Source organism: Massilia sp. METH4 (assembly GCF_037094685.1).
In the GTDB taxonomy this organism is placed as follows: Bacteria; Pseudomonadota; Gammaproteobacteria; order Burkholderiales; family Burkholderiaceae_D; genus Rugamonas.
Genome location: NZ_CP146614.1, coordinates 3766715 through 3785611 on the forward strand (window position 1 = coordinate 3766715; position 18897 = coordinate 3785611).

General features: G+C 65.4%; 26 protein-coding genes. 15 read left to right on the forward strand and 11 right to left on the reverse strand.

Going from position 1 to position 18897, the window contains the following annotated elements; all coding sequences use genetic code 11:
• Nucleotides 1-46: 46 nt before the first annotated feature.
• Nucleotides 47-367, reverse strand: coding sequence for a BON domain-containing protein (locus V6Z91_RS16535; protein WP_338758733.1), 321 nt, complete (start codon nucleotides 365-367; stop codon nucleotides 47-49).
• 264 nt (nucleotides 368-631) lie between these two features.
• Here V6Z91_RS16535 and V6Z91_RS16540 point away from each other — a divergent pair, with 264 nt between their 5' ends.
• The 7 genes from V6Z91_RS16540 to V6Z91_RS16570 all read left to right on the forward strand — a co-directional run bounded on the left by V6Z91_RS16540 (nucleotide 632) and on the right by V6Z91_RS16570 (nucleotide 5059).
• Nucleotides 632-1009 carry a DUF4398 domain-containing protein gene (locus V6Z91_RS16540; RefSeq protein WP_338758735.1) on the forward strand — a complete coding sequence of 126 codons (378 nt, stop codon included), beginning with the start codon at nucleotides 632-634 and terminating at the stop codon, nucleotides 1007-1009.
• An 11-nt stretch (nucleotides 1010-1020) separates the two neighbouring features.
• Nucleotides 1021-1911 carry an OmpA family protein gene (locus tag V6Z91_RS16545; RefSeq protein WP_338758737.1) on the forward strand — a complete coding sequence of 297 codons (891 nt, stop codon included), beginning with the start codon at nucleotides 1021-1023 and terminating at the stop codon, nucleotides 1909-1911.
• 20 nt (nucleotides 1912-1931) lie between these two features.
• Complete coding sequence (locus V6Z91_RS16550) at nucleotides 1932-2468, forward strand: ferritin-like domain-containing protein (protein ID WP_338758738.1); 537 nt, start codon at nucleotides 1932-1934, stop codon at nucleotides 2466-2468.
• 50 nt (nucleotides 2469-2518) lie between these two features.
• Nucleotides 2519-2821, forward strand: a complete 303-nt coding sequence (locus V6Z91_RS16555; protein WP_338758739.1) for a DUF883 family protein — start codon at nucleotides 2519-2521, stop codon at nucleotides 2819-2821.
• Nucleotides 2822-2845: 24 nt separating this feature from the next.
• Nucleotides 2846-3235 carry a phage holin family protein gene (locus tag V6Z91_RS16560; RefSeq protein WP_338758741.1) on the forward strand — a complete coding sequence of 130 codons (390 nt, stop codon included), beginning with the start codon at nucleotides 2846-2848 and terminating at the stop codon, nucleotides 3233-3235.
• A gap of 10 nt (nucleotides 3236-3245) precedes the next feature.
• Nucleotides 3246-3629, forward strand: coding sequence for a hypothetical protein (locus tag V6Z91_RS16565; protein ID WP_338758743.1), 384 nt, complete (start codon nucleotides 3246-3248; stop codon nucleotides 3627-3629).
• Nucleotides 3630-3898: 269 nt separating this feature from the next.
• Complete coding sequence (locus V6Z91_RS16570; RefSeq protein ID WP_338771891.1) at nucleotides 3899-5059, forward strand: patatin-like phospholipase family protein; 1161 nt, start codon at nucleotides 3899-3901, stop codon at nucleotides 5057-5059.
• A 14-nt stretch (nucleotides 5060-5073) separates the two neighbouring features.
• Here the strand turns inward: V6Z91_RS16570 and V6Z91_RS16575 are convergent, their stop codons facing one another.
• From V6Z91_RS16575 to V6Z91_RS16585, 3 genes are all read right to left on the reverse strand, one after another.
• Nucleotides 5074-5433 (reverse strand): hypothetical protein, encoded by a 360-nt coding sequence (locus tag V6Z91_RS16575; RefSeq protein WP_338758744.1) that lies wholly within the window; start codon nucleotides 5431-5433, stop codon nucleotides 5074-5076.
• A 45-nt stretch (nucleotides 5434-5478) separates the two neighbouring features.
• Nucleotides 5479-5631: a DUF3309 domain-containing protein gene (locus V6Z91_RS16580; protein WP_107141531.1), complete on the reverse strand. Its 153-nt coding sequence runs from the start codon at nucleotides 5629-5631 to the stop codon at nucleotides 5479-5481.
• 102 nt (nucleotides 5632-5733) lie between these two features.
• Nucleotides 5734-6177 (reverse strand): glycine zipper 2TM domain-containing protein, encoded by a 444-nt coding sequence (locus tag V6Z91_RS16585; RefSeq protein WP_338758751.1) that lies wholly within the window; start codon nucleotides 6175-6177, stop codon nucleotides 5734-5736.
• 222 nt (nucleotides 6178-6399) lie between these two features.
• Between V6Z91_RS16585 and V6Z91_RS16590 the strand changes: the two genes are divergently transcribed.
• From V6Z91_RS16590 to V6Z91_RS16600, 3 genes are all read left to right on the forward strand, one after another.
• Nucleotides 6400-6984 carry a hypothetical protein gene (locus V6Z91_RS16590; protein WP_338758752.1) on the forward strand — a complete coding sequence of 195 codons (585 nt, stop codon included), beginning with the start codon at nucleotides 6400-6402 and terminating at the stop codon, nucleotides 6982-6984.
• 74 nt (nucleotides 6985-7058) lie between these two features.
• Nucleotides 7059-7373, forward strand: coding sequence for a BON domain-containing protein (locus V6Z91_RS16595; protein WP_338758753.1), 315 nt, complete (start codon nucleotides 7059-7061; stop codon nucleotides 7371-7373).
• 132 nt (nucleotides 7374-7505) lie between these two features.
• Complete coding sequence (locus V6Z91_RS16600; RefSeq protein WP_338771894.1) at nucleotides 7506-8621, forward strand: AI-2E family transporter; 1116 nt, start codon at nucleotides 7506-7508, stop codon at nucleotides 8619-8621.
• A gap of 159 nt (nucleotides 8622-8780) precedes the next feature.
• Here V6Z91_RS16600 and V6Z91_RS16605 read toward each other — a convergent pair whose 3' ends face one another.
• The 3 genes from V6Z91_RS16605 to V6Z91_RS16615 form a co-directional block, all read right to left on the reverse strand.
• The gene (locus V6Z91_RS16605) at nucleotides 8781-9686 is read right to left on the reverse strand and encodes a YihY/virulence factor BrkB family protein (protein ID WP_338758754.1); all 906 of its coding nucleotides are present in this window, start codon (nucleotides 9684-9686) and stop codon (nucleotides 8781-8783) included.
• Between the two features lie 146 nt (nucleotides 9687-9832).
• A complete protein-coding gene (locus V6Z91_RS16610; RefSeq protein WP_338758755.1) occupies nucleotides 9833-10864 on the reverse strand; it encodes an OmpA family protein in 1032 nt (343 codons plus the stop codon).
• 454 nt (nucleotides 10865-11318) lie between these two features.
• The gene (locus tag V6Z91_RS16615) at nucleotides 11319-11609 is read right to left on the reverse strand and encodes a hypothetical protein (RefSeq protein WP_338758756.1); all 291 of its coding nucleotides are present in this window, start codon (nucleotides 11607-11609) and stop codon (nucleotides 11319-11321) included.
• Between the two features lie 311 nt (nucleotides 11610-11920).
• Between V6Z91_RS16615 and V6Z91_RS16620 the strand changes: the two genes are divergently transcribed.
• The 5 genes from V6Z91_RS16620 to V6Z91_RS16640 all read left to right on the forward strand — a co-directional run bounded on the left by V6Z91_RS16620 (nucleotide 11921) and on the right by V6Z91_RS16640 (nucleotide 15895).
• Nucleotides 11921-12496, forward strand: coding sequence for a winged helix-turn-helix domain-containing protein (locus V6Z91_RS16620; protein WP_338771896.1), 576 nt, complete (start codon nucleotides 11921-11923; stop codon nucleotides 12494-12496).
• 124 nt (nucleotides 12497-12620) lie between these two features.
• Nucleotides 12621-13520 carry a M90 family metallopeptidase gene (locus tag V6Z91_RS16625; RefSeq protein ID WP_338758758.1) on the forward strand — a complete coding sequence of 300 codons (900 nt, stop codon included), beginning with the start codon at nucleotides 12621-12623 and terminating at the stop codon, nucleotides 13518-13520.
• Nucleotides 13520-14821, forward strand: a complete 1302-nt coding sequence (locus tag V6Z91_RS16630) for an ATP-binding protein (RefSeq protein ID WP_338758759.1) — start codon at nucleotides 13520-13522, stop codon at nucleotides 14819-14821. Before V6Z91_RS16625 ends, V6Z91_RS16630 begins: the two co-directional genes overlap by 1 nt.
• Before the next feature lie 131 nt (nucleotides 14822-14952).
• Complete coding sequence (locus V6Z91_RS16635) at nucleotides 14953-15504, forward strand: hypothetical protein (RefSeq protein ID WP_338758760.1); 552 nt, start codon at nucleotides 14953-14955, stop codon at nucleotides 15502-15504.
• 37 nt (nucleotides 15505-15541) lie between these two features.
• The gene (locus tag V6Z91_RS16640) at nucleotides 15542-15895 is read left to right on the forward strand and encodes a hypothetical protein (protein WP_338758761.1); all 354 of its coding nucleotides are present in this window, start codon (nucleotides 15542-15544) and stop codon (nucleotides 15893-15895) included.
• Between the two features lie 196 nt (nucleotides 15896-16091).
• Here the strand turns inward: V6Z91_RS16640 and V6Z91_RS16645 are convergent, their stop codons facing one another.
• Genes V6Z91_RS16645 through V6Z91_RS16660 form a run of 4 tightly spaced genes read right to left on the reverse strand, consistent with a single transcriptional unit; the run spans nucleotide 16092 to nucleotide 18712 of the window.
• On the reverse strand, nucleotides 16092-17000 hold the full coding sequence (locus V6Z91_RS16645; RefSeq protein ID WP_338758762.1) for a universal stress protein: 909 nt from the start codon (nucleotides 16998-17000) through the stop codon (nucleotides 16092-16094).
• 55 nt (nucleotides 17001-17055) lie between these two features.
• A complete protein-coding gene (locus tag V6Z91_RS16650; RefSeq protein ID WP_338758763.1) occupies nucleotides 17056-17427 on the reverse strand; it encodes a TraR/DksA C4-type zinc finger protein in 372 nt (123 codons plus the stop codon).
• Nucleotides 17424-17921, reverse strand: a complete 498-nt coding sequence (locus tag V6Z91_RS16655; protein ID WP_338758764.1) for a hypothetical protein — start codon at nucleotides 17919-17921, stop codon at nucleotides 17424-17426. The genes V6Z91_RS16650 and V6Z91_RS16655 overlap by 4 nt, the downstream gene beginning before the upstream one ends.
• A complete protein-coding gene (locus tag V6Z91_RS16660) occupies nucleotides 17918-18712 on the reverse strand; it encodes a hypothetical protein (RefSeq protein ID WP_338758765.1) in 795 nt (264 codons plus the stop codon). The genes V6Z91_RS16655 and V6Z91_RS16660 overlap by 4 nt, the downstream gene beginning before the upstream one ends.
• Nucleotides 18713-18897 lie beyond the last annotated feature (185 nt).

The following is an 18897-nucleotide window of genomic DNA, read 5'->3' on the forward strand; positions in this document are numbered from 1 at the left end:
TCATTGTTGAATGTGCCCAGCGGGGGACGGGGGAGGGCGAGGGCCCTTACTGGCCTTCCCTGACCTTCAGGTCGTTCCTGACGACCTTCACGCCGGTGATGCTGCGCGCCGCCGCCACCGCCTTCTCCGCTTCCTCGCGGTTGCCGGCAAAGCCCGACAGGCGCACTTCGCCGTCGTAGGCTTCCACCATGATGTCGGCCGGGTTGAGGCCCGGCTGGTTCGCCAGGCTGGTCCGCACATTGGTGGTCAGTGTCGTGTCGCTCGTCTCGACGCCGGTCGGGGCCGACACATCGACGGATGCGCAGGCCACCAGCATCGCCAGCACCATGCCGGACAGGACGGTCGTAGGTGAAGTCAGGTTGTTCATCGCTCGCTCCTCATTGGAAGGGTGCGGCACTGTCCCCGCACCGATGGAGCAAGCTTAGGAAAACGGTATATACCGAACTGTTCGCGAACGCACGCAGTAACGCTTTGTTACGTTATCGTGACCGGCGCGCTGCGGCGCAGAGGCGACGTTGCCGCGACGATACCGCTTATGTGCGGCACCGTACCGAGAGGATGTTGTCCGTTCGGCTATAACTTCACTACGTTCCGAACACCAACCGGACCCATCAACCAGAGGAGAAAAAGAATGAGCCCTCGTTATACCGTGTCGTTGCTGTGCGCTGCTGCCGCCTTGCTGTCGGCCTGCGCCAGCCAGAAAGCTCCGGCCACGGCCGATGTCGCCGTGTCGCGCGCCGCCGTGGAAAATGCCGCGCAGGCTGGCGCCGCCGAACTCGCTCCGGCCGAATTGCTGGCCGCCCGCGAAAAGATGCAGCAGGCAAACCGTGCGCTGGCCGACAAGGATTACAAGCTGGCACGCGAGCTGGCCCAGCAGGCCGAGGCCGATGCCAAGCTGGCCCAGAGCAAGGCCACGTCCGCCAAGGCCACCAGCGCCGCCAATGCGGTGCAGGACAATATCCGTGTCCTGCGTGAAGAACTCGATCGCGCCAACAGCGCCAACCAGTAAGGAGAAGCGAGATGAAACTGAAGCTTAGCCCCGTGGTCCTGTCGATCGCCATCGCCCTTTCCGCCTGCGGTTCGGCACCGCTGACCACCACCACGCTGGACCAGGCCCGCAACGACTACGAGGCGGCGCAGAAGAACAGCGCCGTTTCGCAATACGCCGTGCGCGAATTCAATGAAGCGACCGCGGCCCTGAACGCCGCCAACAATGCCGCCGCCGAGCGCGAGAAGGTGGAGAAGGTCGACCAGCTGGCCTATGTGGCCAAGCAGAAGATCGCCACCGCACAGGAGGTGGCGCGTGCCCGCAAGGCCGAAGTGGACCTGAAGCAGGCAGCCCAGGAGCGCGACCAGGTGCGCCTGCAGGCGCGCACCGCCGAAGCCGAAGCGGCCAAGCGCGCCGCCGAACAGGCGCAAACCGAAGCGGAAGCGGCGAAGGCCCGTGCCGAGGCCGCCACCGCCGCCACGCAGAACGCGCAGCAGCAGGCGCAGGCGCTGGCCGCGCAGCTGGCCGAACTGCAGGCCAAGCAAACCGAGCGCGGCACCATCATCACGCTGGGCGACGTGCTGTTCAACGTGGACCAGGCGGTGCTGACCTCGCAAGGGCAGGCCACCGTGCAGAAGCTGGCCACGATCCTGCGTGAGAACCCGGACCGCACCGTGCTGGTGGAAGGCTTCACCGACAGCACCGGCTCCACGGCCCACAACCTCGAACTGTCGCAGCGCCGCGCCGAAGCGGTGCGCGCGGCGCTGGCGCAGGCCGGTATCGAACGTTCGCGCGTCGACGTGCGCGGCTACGGCGAAGCCTATCCGGTGGCCGGCAACGCCACCGCGGGCGATCGCCAGCTGAACCGGCGTGTCGAGATCGTGCTGTCCGAGCCGGGCAAGCCGGTCCAGGCGCGCCGCTGATCATCCAAGGAAGGAAGACCATGTCAGATACGACACCCACCCAGGCCAGCGGTATCGATACCGCGGCCATCCGCGCCGCGGCACAGAACCTGTCCGACGGTCCGGTCACGGCAGGCTACAAGGGCGACCGCGAAGCCGTGCTGAAGATGCTGAACGACGCGCTCGCTACCGAGCTCGTCTGCATCAACCGCTACAAGCGGCATTACTACACCGTCAGCGGCAAGAACAATTCGGCGGTCAAGGCCGAATTCCTGGAACACGCCCAGGAAGAAGAAAAGCATGCCGACTGGCTGGCCGAGCGCATCGTGCAGCTGAACGGCACGCCCGACTACAACCCGGCCACGCTGCACGAACGCAGCCATGCGGAATACGACGACTCGCTGGAGGTGCAATCGATGGTGCGCGCCGACCTTATCGCCGAGCGCGTCGCGATCGAAGCCTACCGGCAGATGATCGAAAAGATCGGGGATACCGACCCGGTAACCACGCAGCTGCTCGTCAGGATCATGGCCGAGGAAGAGGAGCACGCGGACGATATGCGCGATTTGCTCGAATGAGCATGCCGTTGTAAAGTTGATACTCAACACTGTGAAAAGGAGCTTATATCATGCTGGAAAATAACATCAGTACCGTCAACAACGACGTGAAAACCCTGGTCAAAGACGCGCAAGCCCTGTTCACGGCCGCCACCGCCCTGACTGGCGAGAAGGCGGAAGAGCTGCGCGGCCGCGGCATGCGCGCATTGGACTCGGCGCTGGCACGTGCCCAGGACGCACAGGTCAAGGCCGTGGAAACGGGCAAGCAGGTTGCCGCGACCACCGACGTGTACGTGAAGGAAAACCCGTGGCGCTCGATCGCCGTGGCAGCCGGTGTCGGCCTGCTGGTCGGCGTGATCCTGGGCCGCAAATAAACGCCCTTCACACTGGGAGACGATATGGAGCAAACTGAGCACATAGAGCCGCGTGCGCCTGGGCTGATCGGCTCGGTATCCGGGCTCGTCAAGACCTCGTTGCGCCTCGTCCTGTCGCGCGTCGAACTGGCCGTGGCGGAACTGTCGGAAGTCCGCGACCATCTCGTCAAATTGGCGGTGCTGTTCGCACTGGCGGTCCTGGCGGCCTTGTTCGCGATCGGCTTCGGCACCGCCACCATCGTTGTCCTGCTGTGGGAAGCGCTGGGCCCGTGGATCTTGCTGATCCTGGCCGCCGCCTTCGCCGTGATCGCCTGGCTCATCATCGGGTCGATCAAGAAGGCGGTGCGCAATGGATCGCTGGGCCTGCCGGCCACCATGGCGGAATTGAAGGCCGACCGCGACATGCTGTTGTGAAAGGAAAGCGATGAGCGACAATGACCAACGCAAGGCCGCGCTCGACGCGACGAAGGCCCGGCTGATCAAGGAAGGCGAGCTGTACCGCGTCGGCGTGCTTGCCAGCAAGCATAACGTGGCAAACGCGCTGCATCCCGATGTGCTGTTGCATGGGGCGGTCGACCTGGCGGTCGGCACGGCGCAAACGCGCCTTGCCGGCTTGATCGGTGGTACCGCGGCCGCCGCAGGTGCCGGCGGCCTGCTGGCCAACTACAAGACGATCATGCCGATCGCCATGTCGATTGGCTCCTTCATCTCGCGCAAGAAGCTCGTGAAGCCGGCCATCGGCGTCGGCGCCGTGCTGGCCGCGATCGGTGCGTACATCTACAAGCGCAAGCAGAGCGGTTCGCTGTAACGCGTACACGTATCGCCGGAAACGCCGCGGTCCCCGCGGCGTTTTTTTTGCATCTGAGTTGTCATCCCCCGCCTCTTGCAGGCACCGCAGCGGCACCGTCGGCAATGATGAGCCGGTGTCCCTCGGTGTCTGGCACCGAGGGACACGGGCTCAGCTGCGTCGCCCGGGGCCAGTGCACTTTACGTTGGCGCGCTACAATGCCCGTCGATACTTCAACCCGGAGGTGCGGCTTGAGCGATGCGGATTCCCATCCATTGAACCCGAACGGCATGCGCGTCGTGCTCGTGCTGCAGGGCGGCGGGGCGCTGGGGGCCTACCAGGCGGGCGTGTACCAGGCGCTGCATGAACACGGGCTGACGCCGGACTGGGTGGTCGGCACTTCGATCGGTGCCATCAATGCCGCGCTGCTGGCGGGCAACCGCCATGAGCACCGGCTGCAGCGGATCAGGGAGTTCTGGGACCGTGTCTCGCAACGCGATCCCTATGACCCGGCATGGATGACGGAGGCGCAGCGGCGCCAGAACATCCGCCTGTCGACATTTCAGGCAATGATGTCCGGCATCCGTGGCTTCTTCCGGCCGCGGCCGTTCAGTCCGTTCGCGTTCGGGCAGGCCGTGCCGGCCGAACAGGCCGGGTTCTACGACACGAGCGAGCTGGCGGCAACGCTCGAGGAGCTGGTCGATTTCGATGTGCTGAACAGTCCCGAAGGCATGCGGCTCACCGTGAATGCCCTGCGCGTGTCGACCGGCGGCCTGGTCAGCTTCGACAGCCTGGACGAAGGACACATCACGGCCGACCATATCCGCGCCAGCGGCGCATTGCCGCCAGGGTTTCCCGCCGTGCGCATCGACGGCGAGCTGTATTGGGATGGCGGCCTGTATTCGAACACGCCGCTGCAGACCGTGCTCGACGACACCCACCGTCACATGGACACGCTATGCTTCATGGTCGACCTGTGGAGCGCCCAGGGGCCCGAGCCCGATACGCTGGAGGAAGTGCAGACGCGGCAGAAGGACGTGACGTTCGCCTCACGGTCCCAGCGCCACCTGGAAGACTACGTGAAGGTGCGTCGCCTGCAGCAGAAGCTCCGCGAACTGTACGCGGGGATGCCGCCGGAGCAGAGGAGCGAGCGCCACGCGCGGGAATTGGCCGAACTCGGTTGCGATACGACGTTGCACGTGGTGCGCATTCCCTATGCGGGCCACGACTGGCACATGCCGCTGAAAGACATCAATTTCTCGCGCGGCTCCGTGCAATGGCGCTGGAGGCAGGGCTACGCCGACGCGCAGCGCGCAATCGGCGCGGCCGGCTGGCTCGCCTTCGTTTCCGAGGATACGCCGCTGGTGGTGCACGAGCTGCCACCGCTGCCGGATTCGCCCGCTACGGGCACGCCGCAGTTGCCCCTCGGTGGCAAGGCCGGGGGGCGCTGACGTCTTGCAGGCGGCTATTCGGAAGGCCCGGCGGTGTCGTACACGCCGCCCATCCGATTCGACTGGGCGACAAGTTCCTTCACGTTCGCCATGTCTTCCTTGTAGGTCTTGCGCGCCTGCCGCACGCAGGAGTAGCGTTCGCTCGTGGGGACTTTCCTGCATTCGTTGAGCGCTTCGTTCAGTGCGGCGCCGATTTCCTTGCGCTTGGTGGCAAGCTGCGCCTGCATCGAGTTGTCGCCCTTCATCCAGCGCGCCGGTTCGCCGCGCGCGATTTCCTTCTGCTGCTGCTGCGCGACGGCCGACGGTGTGCTTTGCGCCCACGCGGCGCCGCACAGGCCGGTGGCGAGCAAGGCTACTGCAATGATGCGTTTCATGATGCCTCCTCAATCAATGCGGGGGCGGCATGGCGCCCCGCGACCTTACAGCCTGCCTGTCAACAGCATGATCAGAAGGATGACGACGATCAGGCCGGCGATGCCGCTCGGCGCATAGCCCCAGTTGCGGCTGTGCGGCCAGGTCGGCAGCGCGCCGATCAGAACCAGTACCAGAATAATGAGAAGAATAGTGCCCATGGTTGCTCCTTGTAGTGTTGGTGTATGCAGCTCCGGACCGCGCCGTGAAGCGCGGCGCTCCGGTGCCGTCCGGGGCGCGGCCGTACCGCGCGGTGCCGACCGTCAGTAGCGATAGACGCGGCCGTCGACCATGCGCACGCGGCTGCCCACGCGCAGGTCGTAGGCGCTGTCCTGGTTCACCGTCCGGTAATCGCCGTTATCGAGGCGCACGCTGATCTGGTACATGTCATGCGGGGCATTGCGGTTCGACTCGATCTGGTTGCCCACCACCGCACCGCCGATCGCGCCCGCGGCCGTGGCGGCCGTGCGGCCGCTGCCGGAACCGATCTGGTTGCCCACCAGGGCGCCGACCAGGCCGCCGGCGACGGCGCCCGCACCACTGGTGGCGGGATCCACGCGCACGACCTGGATATTCTCGATCGTGCCGTACGTGGATGCATCGGCGGCGGTCGAGTAATTGGTGGCGGTCGGGTAGTTGCTTGCGCAGCCGGTGGTCAAGAGAGCAACCGCGACCATTGCTGCGCCAAGGGCTTGAGTTGTTTTCATGTTTCAGTCCTCCTGATTGGATGTGGCGCCAGATTAGGGCCGGCAGCCCGCGCGGGTCTGTGCGATTACGCACCTTGATCTGTCGGGCTCGCCAGGCAGACCAAGGTGCGGGAACGGCGTGGCGTTTGTTGTATAAGTTGCACCGAATGTACGCCAGCGAACAGAATGGACGCGGCAGGTGGCGGACACTGTCGTTATGGAAACGAACAGGGAGTAAAGAGCATGAGGCCGGTAAGGAAAGCGGCCGAGGCGGCTGGACCGTTCGGGAGAACGCTGCGGGTGGCGTTGGGCGCCGTGCTGCTGCTGTGTGTCACGGCAGCTGCGGCCGCCACGCCGGAAGCGAAAGCGCTGTTCGAGAACGCCAGGGCCGCGGCAGCGGCCGACTACAGGGCTGCGCGCGAACGCTGCAACAGCCTTGCGGGCAATCCAAAGGATGTATGTATTGCCGAAGCGAAGGCCACGCGCGTGCGCGCCGAGGCCGATGCCACCGCGCAGTACCGCAATACCCTGCGCGCCTATACGAAGGCGCGGATCGATATCGCCAATGCCGACTTCGCGCTGGACCGCACGCGTTGCGGCGCGCTGGCGGGCAACGAGCGCGATGTGTGCGTCGAGCGGGCCAAGGCCAGCCGTACCGCCGCGCTGGCCGATGCGAAAGCGGACAAGAAGGTCATCGAGGCGCGCAGCGATGCGCGCGAGGATAAGCGAATCGCCGAGTACAAGGTCGCCGCGGAAAAATGCGACGCCCTGGCCGGCACGGCCAAAGACCAGTGTGTCGCGGCTACGAAATCCCAGTTCGGCTATTGATCGTGCATGATCGCAGCCGGCTGGCCACAAGCTCGTTCCCGGGCATTTTTACAACACGAAGAAGGAGTAATACCATGAAAATCGCTCAGAAAATCGCTACCGCCGTGTTCACCGCCGCCACCGTCTTCTCCGTCGTCGGCTGCGCCGGCTCGGCCACCAAGGAAGGTACCGGCGAGTACATCGACGACGCGGTGATCACCACCAAGGTGAAGTCCTCGATCTTCAACGAGCCGACCCTGAAGACCACCGAAATCAACGTGGAAACGTTCAAGGGCACCGTGCAGCTGTCCGGCTTCGTGGCACAGCCGGGCGACATCACCAAGGCCGGCGAGATCGCCCGTGGCGTGAAGGGCGTGAAGTCGGTGAAGAACGATATCCGCGTCAAGTAATCGGGGCGCAGCCGGTCCGTCCAGCGGGGCGGCACCGGCCGCGAAGCATGGATGGACCGTCCTCACATCGTCCCTCGCGACCCGGCCGCACCGGCCGAACACCTGTCGGAAGGCGGCGAGCACGCGTCCAAGCTGCAATTCCCGCTGCATGTGCATGCCAAGGGGCTGGCGCTGGGTGTCATCGCCACCGTCGCCTTCCTGTATGCGCTGCAGTGGGGCAAGAACTTCCTCGTTCCCCTGTTGTTGGGGATCTTCATCGCCTACACCCTCAATCCCCTCGTCAACTGGCTCGAGCGCATTCATGTCAAGCGCATCATCGGCGCCACGCTCGTCACGGGCGCGATCTTCGGCGGTTCCGTCGTAGTGCTCGACAAGGTGCATGGCGAATTCCAGAACATCGTCGAGGAACTGCCGACGATCACGCACAAGCTCTCCCGCCTGCTGGCATCGACGACGGGGTCGAGCACCAGCGCCATTTCGCGCATCCAAGCCGTGGCCAACGAGATCGAGCAAGCCACCGCGGGCAGCAGCGCGCGCCGCGCCGCCAAGCGGCAGCAGGAAGCGACCTCACCCGCCGCAGCCAACGCCGGCACCGGCGGCATCCGCGTGATGGACTGGGTATGGGTCAGCGCCCGCGGCCTGGTCGGCTTCCTGTCGCAGGCAACGATGGTGATCTTCCTCGTGTTCTTCCTGCTGCTGTCGGGCGACATCTTCAAGCGCAAGCTCGTCAAGCTCACCGGCCCATCGCTCACGAAAAAGAAGATCACCGTGCACATCCTGGAAGACATCAACACGTCGATCCAGGCATACATGTTCATGCTGCTGGTGACCAATGTGCTGCTGGCGCTCCTGATGTGGATCGCGCTGCGCGCCATCGGCCTGGAGAACGCGGGCGCCTGGGCCATCGTGGCCGGCCTGCTGCACATCATGCCTTACTTCGGTCCGCTCCTGATTACCAGCGCCACGGGCCTCGTCGCCTTCCTGCAGTTCGAGTCGCTGCAGATGGTGCTGCTCGTCACCGGCGCCTCGCTGGGCATCGCTACCCTCGTTGGCACCTTCGTCACCACCTGGATGACGGGCCGCATCGCCCGCATGAACGCCGCCGCCGTGTTCGTCAGCCTGCTGTTCTGGGGTTGGCTATGGGGCGTATGGGGCCTGCTGCTCGGCGTGCCGGTGATCGTGATCATCAAGGTCGTGGCCGAGCGGGTGGAGGGGATGGAGATCGTCGCCGAGCTGCTGGGCGAGTGAATCGAAAGCCGGTGGCTGGCTCCGGATAATCGAGTTCCTGGTGTACGACACCGGTTTTCCGTCGAGGCATTGGTACTGTTTGGGACAACCGGTGTCGCACACCATTTCCGGGAAGGCGTCCGGAAATGATGTCCGACACCATGACACCATGGGCGCCGGCTACTTCACCTTCAACTTCCCGTTCTCATCGCGCGGATGATGCTTCAGGCTGCCGATCTGCAGCGCGTACTGCCGGGCGAACTCGGCGCCCAGGAAGAAGATCTGCGCCGAGTAGTACACCCACAGCAGCAGGGCGATGGTGGAGCCGGCGGCGCCGAAGCTGCTGGTCACGCCGCTGTTGCCGATATAGGCGCCGATGCCGAACTTGCCGATCATGAACAGGACGGCCGTGCCGATGGCGCCGATGATGACGTCGCGCCACGCCAGCTGGATGCGTGGCAGCAGCTTGTAGATCACGCCGAACATCGCGGCGATCACGAGGAAGCTGATGAGGTGGTTCAGCAGCGTGATCAGCACGGTTGCGTCGGGCCAGTAGCGGTTCCAGAAGCGCTGGAAGATTTCCAGGGCGGCGCTGATCACTAACGAGGTCAGCAGCAAGAAGCCCAGTGCCAGCACGAGGCCGAACGACAGGAGGCGGGTGCGGATGGTGTCCCACACGGTGTTGTCGGTCACCGGCGGCAGCTGCCAGATTTCATCCAGGCTCGTCTTCAGCTCCGCGAATACGCTGGTGGCGCCGAACAGCAGCAGCGCGCCGGCGATGATGGTGGCGATACGGCCTTGTTCCTCGTTGCGCGCGCCGGCCAGGATCAGCTGGATCGCTTCCGCGCCCTGCGGCCCGACCATGCCGCGCAGCTGGGTGAACAGCTCGCCCTGCGCCGCGTCCTTGCCGTAGAAGAAGCCGGCAATGGCGATGACGAGCACCAGGATCGGAGCGAGCGAGAACAGCGTGTAGAACGCCAGCGCCGCACCCTTGCTGCTGCCGCGGTGGTCGAACCATTCCATCACGGAGCAGTACAACAGGTTGGGGACCTTCTTGGCGAGGTGGGGAATTTTTCTCCAATTCATTTTCAGCTCCGTATAAACAAAAAGGGGCCGAGGCCCCTTTCGTGTACGACGATCGTCGTGGATTTCATCCAGCAAGAAGATCTGGCTGCGCCAGTCATTCTTGCCCGGATCCACCAGAAAGCAGCTTGCTACTTTCCGATGCTGCTTCAGTTCACCTTGCGCTCGATCGTGATCTGCTCGACCTCGACGCGGCGGTTCGGCTCCAGGCACTTGATCAGGTCAGCGCGCTTCTTGTTGTTGCACTGAACGAGAGGCTGCGATTCGCCCTTGCCTTCGGTCGTCAGGCGATCGGCGGCGATACCCTTGCTCACCAGGTATTCCTTGGCGGCGGCGGCACGCTTCTCCGACAGCGTCTGGTTGTACTTCTCGGAACCCAGGCGGTCGGTGTGGCCGGTGATCGTGATGCCGGTCACGCTCGGGTTTTCGTTCAGCGCGCGTGCCACTTCATCCAGCTTCGGCTGGTCGCCACGCAGCTTGGCGCTGTCGAACTCGAACAGCTCGGTGGCCGACATAGTCACCTTCTCGAAGCGTGCCGGCGGAGGCGGCGGCGGCGGCGGAGCCACCGGTGCCGGCGGTTCCACCGCCGGCGGCGGAGCAGGCGGTGCCGGCGGTTGCGGTGCCGGGCCCAGCGCGTAGTTGAAGCCCACGGTCACGTAGACGTTGTTGGAGCGGTCGTGACGGAAATCGTCGCTGCCGATGAAGCCATAGACATCACGCACGTCGGCCTGGAAGGACCAGCGGTCGTTGATGACGGACTGGAAACCCAGGCCGGCCGAGATGTACGGCGAGGTGCGGTGCGGTTCCGCCAGGCTGCGGAACGGGTTTTCCTTGTCGCGTTGCGCCCCCAGGCCGACGAGTACGAACGGACGGAAGGTTTTACGCGAGAACAGGTACAGGAAGTCGACGCCCAGCGTTTCTTGCTGATAACGCGCGCCGTTTTCACGGGAGCGTGCGTACGTGTAACCAAGCTGAATATCCCAGTTTTCGGCGATCGGCTTACCGAACTTCAGGCCGCCACCGTAGCCGGTCTTGTCGGTTGCCCAGTCGGAGTCGGGCTTCATGGCATTCACGCTCGGCTGGATGTACCAGTTCGGATTGATGACGGCATCCTGCGCCGAGGCGGCGAAGGAAGCGCACAACAGGGCTGCCGCAATGGCGATCTTGTTGGATTTATTCACAGATTACTCCTGATGCGTTGGAAGAAATTTTTTGTATCCACAGCACTATTGAAAGAAGTCGCCTGGGCGGTGCCGCCTGATGGCTCTTCTTTCAATTGCAGCGTACGCATTGCTGATACGTCAAGTTTATGGTGCTAGCAACGATATATTCGGTGCGCTAGCGCACAATAACCTTGCGGTACATCAAATGTGTTGTGATCCTACCACAGGAACCCCTCGATCCATCTTCCGTCCAATGGGGGGGAGGGCGTTGCCACCGCGCGCTGCAAGGTTGCCGATGTTGCATCTGTGGGAAACGACCGATCGGGAAACGACCGAGCGGGAAACGACCGAGCGGGAAACGACCATACCGGAATGGGCGCTGGAATAAAAAACGCGCCGGCTGGCGGCGCGTTGCCGGTCATCGCCGGGCCAGGTGACCCGGCCCGGACGATTGCAAGCGTCGACGTCCCTGTTACTGGGTCGTCGTGCCGCCGGTGCCGCCGGTGGTTCCGGACGGGGTCGTCGTGGTGGAACCGGCCGGAGCCGTAGTGTCGGCCGGCGGGGTGGTGGTGGCGTCCGCTGGCGGCGTGGTGGTGGTATCGGCAGGGGTGGCCGGAGCGGCTGCCGGAGCTGCCGGTTCGGTCGTTGCCGGTGCCGTCGCCGGCGCCGTCGTGGTGTCGGTGGCAGGAGCCACGTCCTCGTTCTTCTTGCAAGCCGTCAGGCTCAGGGCGGTGATGGCTGCCAGCAGGATGGAGTATTTCATGGTCTGTCCTCTCTTTAAGGTTGATCCAGCGTGCACTTTAAGCAACATGCGAAAGCCGATCTGTTCGCGAGCGCACATTCGCGGCCCACGTGGCGGCCGGGATACACATTGGAGGCCGAAACGAGGCTTTAACTTTTGAACCATTTTGTGTTCGTTGCCGCACAGACTTGTACAACGCATAACGGCAATCTGGAGCCCAATGAATGAATGAATGCGCAGTGACCCCGCACCGCGCAAACCGGCTACCCGTTATAAGGAGTGTTGAAATGCACGCAATCAGAGATTCTCACGACCTGTCGAACAGCGATGTGATGGCCTCCCAGCCCGCCGCCGCGAAGCCGCGCCTGGCGCTGGTGGAGCGCCCGGGTCCGGGGACCGAGCGCAAGGCATTGTCGCTGGCGCCGATCGAGCGCGTACGGTCGACCTCGGCTACCCTGCGACGGATCGAAAACATGCAAAAGCTGATCGGCGAACTGCAACAGCATGAAATGCTGGCCGATGAAATCGCCTGGTTCCTGAAATTCTCGCCGTCCGGCGCCCGCAAATACATTCGCGACCTGCGCGAAGCCGGCGTGATCGAGCTGGCGCGCTATATCGAAGGTACCGCCACCTACCTGGGCAAGGCCGTGTACCGCCTCACCCCCGATACCGAACGCGTGCAAGCCTTCCTGGCCGCCATTGCGCAGCCGAAGCGCGAAGGCACGCCGCCGCGCAAGGAGCGCCCGAGCCTGCGCGAGCAGAGCATGGCGGGCAGCGGCCGCCACTTCCATATCCTGGCCGATGACACGCACTATGCAATTCGCGTGAACCGCGGCCCGGTAACCCGCGACCCGCTGGTGGCTGCCCTGTTCGGCGCCCCGCAATCGCTGCAGAAGGCCCAGCAGTAAGCACCCTGTCGACCACGGGCAGTGCCGCCGCCGGCGCGGCGGACAGATCATTCATTCTGTTCACATTGAATTGCCGGCAACGCTCCCCATCTGTGGCGGACATGTTTCGTTATGGACGGCTCGAATGGACGCATTGCTCGGTTTGGCATTCCTGGCGCTGGCGGTAGCCGCGCCATTCCTGTATCCGCGCTTTTCCCTGCGCCGGGCCTTGTCCCGGCCGCTTCCTCCGGCAGCGCTCGACGCGCTCCGGCATTATGTTCCCATCCATGACCGCCTCGGCCCCGAGCTGCAGCAGCAGTTGCACCGGCTCGTCAAGCGATTCCTCCACGAGAAAAAGTTCGTCGGCTGCGCCGGGCTCGAGGTGACGGACGCGATGCGCGTGGCGATCGCCGGCCAGGCTTGCCTGCTGCTGCTGAACCGCCCCATGGGGGTCTATCCGACGCTGCGCACGATCCTGCTCTACCCCGGCGCCTTCGCCGCGGCGCGCCAGGACGTGGGCCCGGGTGGCGTGATCACCCACTTCCGCCAGACAATGCTCGGCGAGTCCTGGGAGGATGGCCGCGTGGTGCTGTCGTGGGACGATACCGAGCGCGGCGCGCTGGCCTGGGATGGTCACAACGTGGTGCTGCATGAATTCGCCCACCAGCTCGACAGTGAATCGGGCCAGACGAATGGCGCGCCTTACCTGGGCAGCCGGGAAAACTACCGCAACTGGTCCGAAGTGCTGTCTCGCGACTACGCGCACCTGCAGCGCGCCGCCTGGCTGGGCAATGGCGACACGGTGCTCGACCACTATGGCGCCACGAGCCCGGCGGAATTCTTCGCCGTCGCCACCGAAGCGTTCTTCGGCAAGCCGTGGCAGCTCGCCAGCCGCCATCCGGCCCTGTACGACGAGCTGTCGAAGTATTACCGGGTCGACCCGCGCCAGTGGCTCGACGAGCCGCCGGCCGAGTCCGGGCCGGAGCCCGTCGTGGCGATGCCGGCAGTGCCATCGACCCGTTCCTTTGCCTGGGCCAGCTGGTGATGCACTTCGAGGACTTCGACGCCTCGCCCGCCGCCACGCCACCGGCCGCGGCACAGCCCGAGTCCGCACTGCCCACGCGGCTGCAATACCTGATCGACAATACGCCGGCCCTGATCTACAGCACGGTGCCCAGCGGCGACTTCAAGATGACGTTCGTCAGCAATAACGCCTTCAACATGCTGGGCTACCGGCCCGAGGAAATGCTGGCCGATCCGAATTTCTGGTTCGACCACATCCATCCCGACGACAAGCCACGCATCGTCGCCAGCCTGGCACAGGTGTTCACGGAGGGCCAGCGCGTCTATGAATACCGCTTCCGCTGCGCGAACGGCCGCTACCTGTGGATGCACGACACACTGCGCCTGATCCGCGACGAAGCCGGCCGCCCGCTGGAGGTGATCGGCGCGCTGACCGACATCACCGACCGCAAGGCGATGGAAGAGGCGCTGACGGCGAAGGGCGTCGAACAGCAGCAACTGATCGGCAAGCTGCGCGAGGCGCACGAACAGTTGCTGCAATCGGAAAAGATGGCATCGATCGGGCAACTGGCCGCCGGCATCGCGCACGAGATCAACAACCCGATTGCGTTCGTGAATTCGAACATGGGGGCGCTGCAGGGCTATGTGGCCACGCTGCTGGGATTGATCGACGCCTACGACGAGGCGATCGCCGGCCATCCGGAGCTCGTGGCGCGGCTGGCGCCCGTGCGCGAGGCGGCCGAGCTGGATTTCCTGCGCGGCGACGTGCCCGACCTCGTGCAGGAATCGATCGAAGGCTTGCGCCGCGTGAAGGAAATCGTGCAAGCGCTGCGCGAGTTTTCCCATGTCGGCGAGACGGAATGGCAGATGGCCGACCTGCACCGTGGGCTGGACAGCACGCTGAACATCGTGGCCAACGAGTTGAAGTACAAGGTCAGGATCGTCAAGGAATACGGCAACCTGCCGCCCGTCGAATGCCGTGCCTCGCAACTGAACCAGGTGTTCATGAACCTGCTTGTCAATGCCGGCCAGGCGATCGCCGGGCAGGGCGTGATCCGCATCCGCACGGGCGCCCAGGAAGGCTGGGTATGGATCGAGATTTCCGACACGGGTGCCGGCATCGCGCCGGAACACCTGACCCGCATTTTCGAGCCGTTCTTCACGACCAAGCCGGTCGGCAGCGGTACCGGGCTTGGCTTGTCGCTCTCGTACGGCATCGTCAGCCGCCACGGCGGTCGCATCGACGTCCGCTCGCAGCCGGGCGAGGGCACCACGTTTACCGTGTGGCTGCCGCAGCATCCACCGCGGCACGACCCGGCTTGAGCCCGCCGTTGTGACCGGCGGTGATTTCGCTATCAGTAACAATTGCGCCAAGCTATGTGCGTCAACGCACGGAAACACCAGGGGGTGCGCGGCAAGCTGAGTGCGTCCAATTCATGCAGGAGATAACAATCATGACAACCATCATCGCCGGCCATTTCCAATTGCAGGACCAGGTCGATGCCGCCCGCCAGGCACTGCTGGACGCGGGGTATCCCGATGATCGCATCAGCTCGTTCTACGTGAACCAGCCCGGCCAGCATGACATGCATGTGCTGGGTGGCGACCGCACCTTGTCGCCAGGCGCCAAGGATTCGCCCGAAGGCCTGGCGAAGGGCGCGGCGACCGGCGGCGCGATCGGCGCGGCTGTCGGCGCGGCCACTGTCCCGCTGACCGGGCCGGCCGGCCCCATCGTGGGCGGCCTCGTGGGTGCGCACGTGGGATCGCTGTACAGCTTCTCGCACATGAAGGACAAGGGCGAGCCGGAGCAGGGCGGCCAGAACGCCGTGGCGCCGCGCAAGTCCGGCATGATGATCGCTGTCGCGCTGCCCGACGGCGACGAGGACCAGGCCGTGCAGGTGCTGCGCCGGCTGGGCGCCAACGATATCGAGCGCGCCGAAGGCACCATTGCCGGCGGCGACTGGAAAGACTTCGATCCGCTGTCGCTGCCGCGACGCATCGCCTGACGGGAGCGCCGGGCCACGTTCAATCTGGAGGGCGTGCATGACACACGCATGGGTAGAGCTCACGGGGCCGGACGGCCTCAACGTGCAGGCGCCGACCGAGGCGCAACTGGCGGCGGCGCTGTCGGAAATCTACGAGGGCGCCACTGCGGCCAGCGATGGCGTGGCGCCGTCGGCGGTACTGCGCTTCGGCTACGACGACGGCCTCATGTACCAGATGGAAGTGGCACGCGGCGGCGCGATCCGCTTCGAGGAATGGTCGGACCGCGATTGCGAGATCGCCCTGGCCAGCCCGCGGCAGATGTCGGCGGGCAAGGAAGATGCGTTGCAGTTGTGGAAGTGGATGACGCAGCGGCAGGTGGCCAAGATCCGCGACCAGGATTGGCAGGAGTGAGGCAGGGGTTTCGCGGAGCAAGCTCCGCGCCTGCCGAACGGCTGTGAGCCTGCAGGCTCCCAGCCCTGCGAACCGGGGGGCTTTGCCGGGGTTTCGGAGAGCATGCTCTCCGCCGGCAAAGCGGGTTCGGCCTGCAGGCCGAACCCTGGGGAAGAGCATGCTCTCCGCCGGCAAAGCGGGCCAGCCAAGAACCGCGTCAATGCGCCATCAACACCGGCACATTCATCGCCTCCAGCACCGTGCGCGTCACCCCACCCAGCAGCGTCTCCCTGAACCGCGAGTGCCCGTAAGCGCCAAGCACGACCAGGTCGCAGCCCACTTCGCCGGCCAGCATCAGCAGCGTTTCGCCGACGTCGCCGGGGCGCTTGAGCAAGCCCTGGCGGGCGGTCTGCCGCATGGCCACCTCGGCCGTGATGCCATGGCGCCCCAGCCAGGCGAGCACGTCGGCACCCGGCGTGTCGCCGAACGCGGCCGGTCGCAGGTCGGCATCCACGATGGCGAGCGTGATCTTTTCGGCGCGCGCCAGCAGCGGCAGCGCCTCGCGCGTGGCCCGCGCGGACTCCTTGCTGGCATTCCAGGCGATCAGCACGTGGCGGCCGGGGGCGGGAGCGCCCGGGCTTGCAATGCCGGAAGTGGTGACGGAAATCGAGCCGCGCGGGCGCGCGGTGTGCGGCACCACCAGCACCGGGCAGCCCGATTCGGTGAGCACCTCGGCCGGGAAGGTGCCGGGCCCGGTGCCGCGGCCCTCCGGCAGCGCCTGCCCGACGATCGCCAGGTCGGCATGCCGGGCCACGAGCGCCAGGCCGGCACCCGCTTCATCGTCGAGCACCCGTTCCTCGAAGCTGTGCACGCCGAGCGCGCGCAACTGCGGCGCAAAATCGGCCAGGGCGCGCCGCGCCCGTTCGCGCAGCACTTCGAGGTGCAAGGCGAGGTTCGGATCGTCGTCGTCGACCATCTCGTTCTGGTACAGGTAGCGCGACACACCCGTCAGCGCCACGCCGATCACGTGCGCGCCATGCTGCAGCGCCAGCTCGGCCGCCATCAGCACCCGCGCCGCCGAGTGCGGTGCCTCGTCCACGTGCACCAGTATCGTCTTGTAGCCCATGCGGGAATTATAGGCCGGTGCGGCGGGGCCGCCGCGCACAAATCGGGGCCGGGTGTCAGCGCCGCTGCTGTTCGAGCCGGGTCTGGCAGGCGATGCAAAGGCGGGCTTCCGGGCGGGCTTCGAGGCGCGAATAGCCGATCGGCTCGCCGCAGTTTTCGCAGTCGCCGTAGTCGCCGCTGTCGAATTTCGCCAATGCGTGGCGGATCGACGACAGCTGCGCCAGCCGGTGTTCGTCGGCCCCCGCTTCGAGCTGGTTCAGCGTGCGGTTACTGGCACTGTCGGCCGGTGAGGTTTCGACTTCGTCGACGGCCGGCGTGCGGTTGAACTCGCTGTTCGTGCGGCCCGCGAACTGCCGCAGCAGCGCAAGCTTGCGCTGCTCGAGGGACGCCTGCAGCGCCGCGAGCTGGTCCGGTGTCAGGATGTTCATGATCCCATTGTATGCCCGCCGCCGTGGGAGAGCGAGGTCGTCTTTTCGGTCGTCGGCAACGCGCCGACATGCTCCTTCAAGTCCTCCAGCGCGGGTACCAGCGCCTCGGGCCTGGCGGCGGCGATGGCGGCGGCAGCGTTCAGCAGGGCCGCGGCGATGCCCGCCAGTTCCTTGGCGCGCTCGATACGCCCGATGCGCTCGCGGGCACGCGCCGCCAGGTCGAGAAGTTCATGGACCGGTACCGCGAGCGCGCCTGCGGCCGTGCCCGCGGCGTTCGCGTACAGGGCATTGGCCTGCTGGCGCAAGGCCGTTTCCCGCTCGAACAGTTCCTGCGCCTCGTCCAGCGAGATGGCGCCGCCGGGCGTGGTGGCGTTCTTGCGGATCGCGGCCATGATGCGCTTGTGCAGCGCGGCCGCATTGCCGGAAAGGCTGTCGGCCAGCGCTTCGATGTCGGCGGCCGTTGCAGCGGCGGCAATGGTGGTGGGCTGGTTCATGGCTTCGCTTCTCCCAGAGCGGCGATGCGTGCGGGTTGCAAATGTGCCGGCTCCGTCTGGTCGGGCGCGAACTCCCGGTACAGCGCCTCATGGCGCTCCCGCAGCGCCTGCACGTGTTGCCGGGCCAGCGTGTGGCGCCGCCCGAACAGGCGGTATTCGGCGAGTTTTTCCTGCCGGTGCGCCTTCGCCAGGGCCGCCAGCAGGCGGTCGCGCGGCGTGTCCACGAACGGGATTTCAATGTCGAGCATGCCCATCACGATCGCCTGTTCGTTGTCGTGATGCTTGTCGTAGTAGCGCAGCACCGTGCTCATCGCATCGAGCGTATCGCGCAGCGGCTGGTAGCCTTCACGCAGCATGTCCTGCACGGCGCGTTCCTGGGCGGGCCTCGTCAGCGCGCGCGACGTAGCCCGCGCCAGGCCCGACACGGCGTTGACGTGGCGATCGGTCAAACCCGTATCGGGCCACGTCTTGATGCCTTTCGCAGCCTCCTTGATCTGGTCCCCGGCATCGAAGTGGTCGCCGCTGGCCAGCTTGCCCAGCGTGCGCAGGTAGGCAGCGACCGCTTCATGGATCGCGACCAGGTCGGAAAAAGCGGCCCGGCGCGCGTCGTCGAGGGCCTGTTCGCGCCGATCAGCCGCCGCACCGAGGTAGGGTTGTTCGCGCTCGTACGTATCGCGAAAGCGCTGGCTCAGCTCGACGTAGCCGTTCAGCTTCGGCGCCTCGGCGGCAAAGGCGCGCGCCTCCTTCAGGCGGGCACTGCCGGCACAACCGCCCAGCGTCGCCGCCAGCATGAGCAGCGCAGCAAGCCGCGGCAGTTGGCGCAGGTGTATCTGGAGGGCAAAAAGGCGAGGGAGGAGGAAAGCCGTTGTGGGAAGAAAGGCGCAGCGCATGATGGTCCCGTGAGGTAAGCGGAACGCACATCTTGCGACGAATAAAACACGGCTGTTTGCGCCAACGCAAACAGCTGTAGCCGGCT

Excerpts from the sequence above, each read along its gene's own strand:
- V6Z91_RS16535 (WP_338758733.1), bottom strand. The coding sequence starts at position 367 with ATGAACAACCTGACTTCACCTACGACCGTCCTGTCCGGCATGGTGCTG.
- V6Z91_RS16540 (WP_338758735.1), top strand. The coding sequence starts at position 632 with ATGAGCCCTCGTTATACCGTGTCGTTGCTGTGCGCTGCTGCCGCCTTG.
- V6Z91_RS16545 (WP_338758737.1), top strand. The coding sequence starts at position 1,021 with ATGAAACTGAAGCTTAGCCCCGTGGTCCTGTCGATCGCCATCGCCCTT.
- V6Z91_RS16550 (WP_338758738.1), top strand. The coding sequence starts at position 1,932 with ATGTCAGATACGACACCCACCCAGGCCAGCGGTATCGATACCGCGGCC.
- V6Z91_RS16555 (WP_338758739.1), top strand. The coding sequence starts at position 2,519 with ATGCTGGAAAATAACATCAGTACCGTCAACAACGACGTGAAAACCCTG.
- V6Z91_RS16560 (WP_338758741.1), top strand. The coding sequence starts at position 2,846 with ATGGAGCAAACTGAGCACATAGAGCCGCGTGCGCCTGGGCTGATCGGC.
- V6Z91_RS16565 (WP_338758743.1), top strand. The coding sequence starts at position 3,246 with ATGAGCGACAATGACCAACGCAAGGCCGCGCTCGACGCGACGAAGGCC.
- V6Z91_RS16570 (WP_338771891.1), top strand. The coding sequence starts at position 3,899 with ATGCGCGTCGTGCTCGTGCTGCAGGGCGGCGGGGCGCTGGGGGCCTAC.
- V6Z91_RS16575 (WP_338758744.1), bottom strand. The coding sequence starts at position 5,433 with ATGAAACGCATCATTGCAGTAGCCTTGCTCGCCACCGGCCTGTGCGGC.
- V6Z91_RS16580 (WP_107141531.1), bottom strand. The coding sequence starts at position 5,631 with ATGGGCACTATTCTTCTCATTATTCTGGTACTGGTTCTGATCGGCGCG.
- V6Z91_RS16585 (WP_338758751.1), bottom strand. The coding sequence starts at position 6,177 with ATGAAAACAACTCAAGCCCTTGGCGCAGCAATGGTCGCGGTTGCTCTC.
- V6Z91_RS16590 (WP_338758752.1), top strand. The coding sequence starts at position 6,400 with ATGAGGCCGGTAAGGAAAGCGGCCGAGGCGGCTGGACCGTTCGGGAGA.
- V6Z91_RS16595 (WP_338758753.1), top strand. The coding sequence starts at position 7,059 with ATGAAAATCGCTCAGAAAATCGCTACCGCCGTGTTCACCGCCGCCACC.
- V6Z91_RS16605 (WP_338758754.1), bottom strand. The coding sequence starts at position 9,686 with ATGAATTGGAGAAAAATTCCCCACCTCGCCAAGAAGGTCCCCAACCTG.
- V6Z91_RS16615 (WP_338758756.1), bottom strand. The coding sequence starts at position 11,609 with ATGAAATACTCCATCCTGCTGGCAGCCATCACCGCCCTGAGCCTGACG.
- V6Z91_RS16620 (WP_338771896.1), top strand. The coding sequence starts at position 11,921 with ATGGCCTCCCAGCCCGCCGCCGCGAAGCCGCGCCTGGCGCTGGTGGAG.
- V6Z91_RS16625 (WP_338758758.1), top strand. The coding sequence starts at position 12,621 with ATGGACGCATTGCTCGGTTTGGCATTCCTGGCGCTGGCGGTAGCCGCG.
- V6Z91_RS16630 (WP_338758759.1), top strand. The coding sequence starts at position 13,520 with ATGCACTTCGAGGACTTCGACGCCTCGCCCGCCGCCACGCCACCGGCC.
- V6Z91_RS16635 (WP_338758760.1), top strand. The coding sequence starts at position 14,953 with ATGACAACCATCATCGCCGGCCATTTCCAATTGCAGGACCAGGTCGAT.
- V6Z91_RS16640 (WP_338758761.1), top strand. The coding sequence starts at position 15,542 with ATGACACACGCATGGGTAGAGCTCACGGGGCCGGACGGCCTCAACGTG.
- V6Z91_RS16645 (WP_338758762.1), bottom strand. The coding sequence starts at position 17,000 with ATGGGCTACAAGACGATACTGGTGCACGTGGACGAGGCACCGCACTCG.
- V6Z91_RS16650 (WP_338758763.1), bottom strand. The coding sequence starts at position 17,427 with ATGAACATCCTGACACCGGACCAGCTCGCGGCGCTGCAGGCGTCCCTC.
- V6Z91_RS16655 (WP_338758764.1), bottom strand. The coding sequence starts at position 17,921 with ATGAACCAGCCCACCACCATTGCCGCCGCTGCAACGGCCGCCGACATC.
- V6Z91_RS16660 (WP_338758765.1), bottom strand. The coding sequence starts at position 18,712 with ATGCTGGCGGCGACGCTGGGCGGTTGTGCCGGCAGTGCCCGCCTGAAG.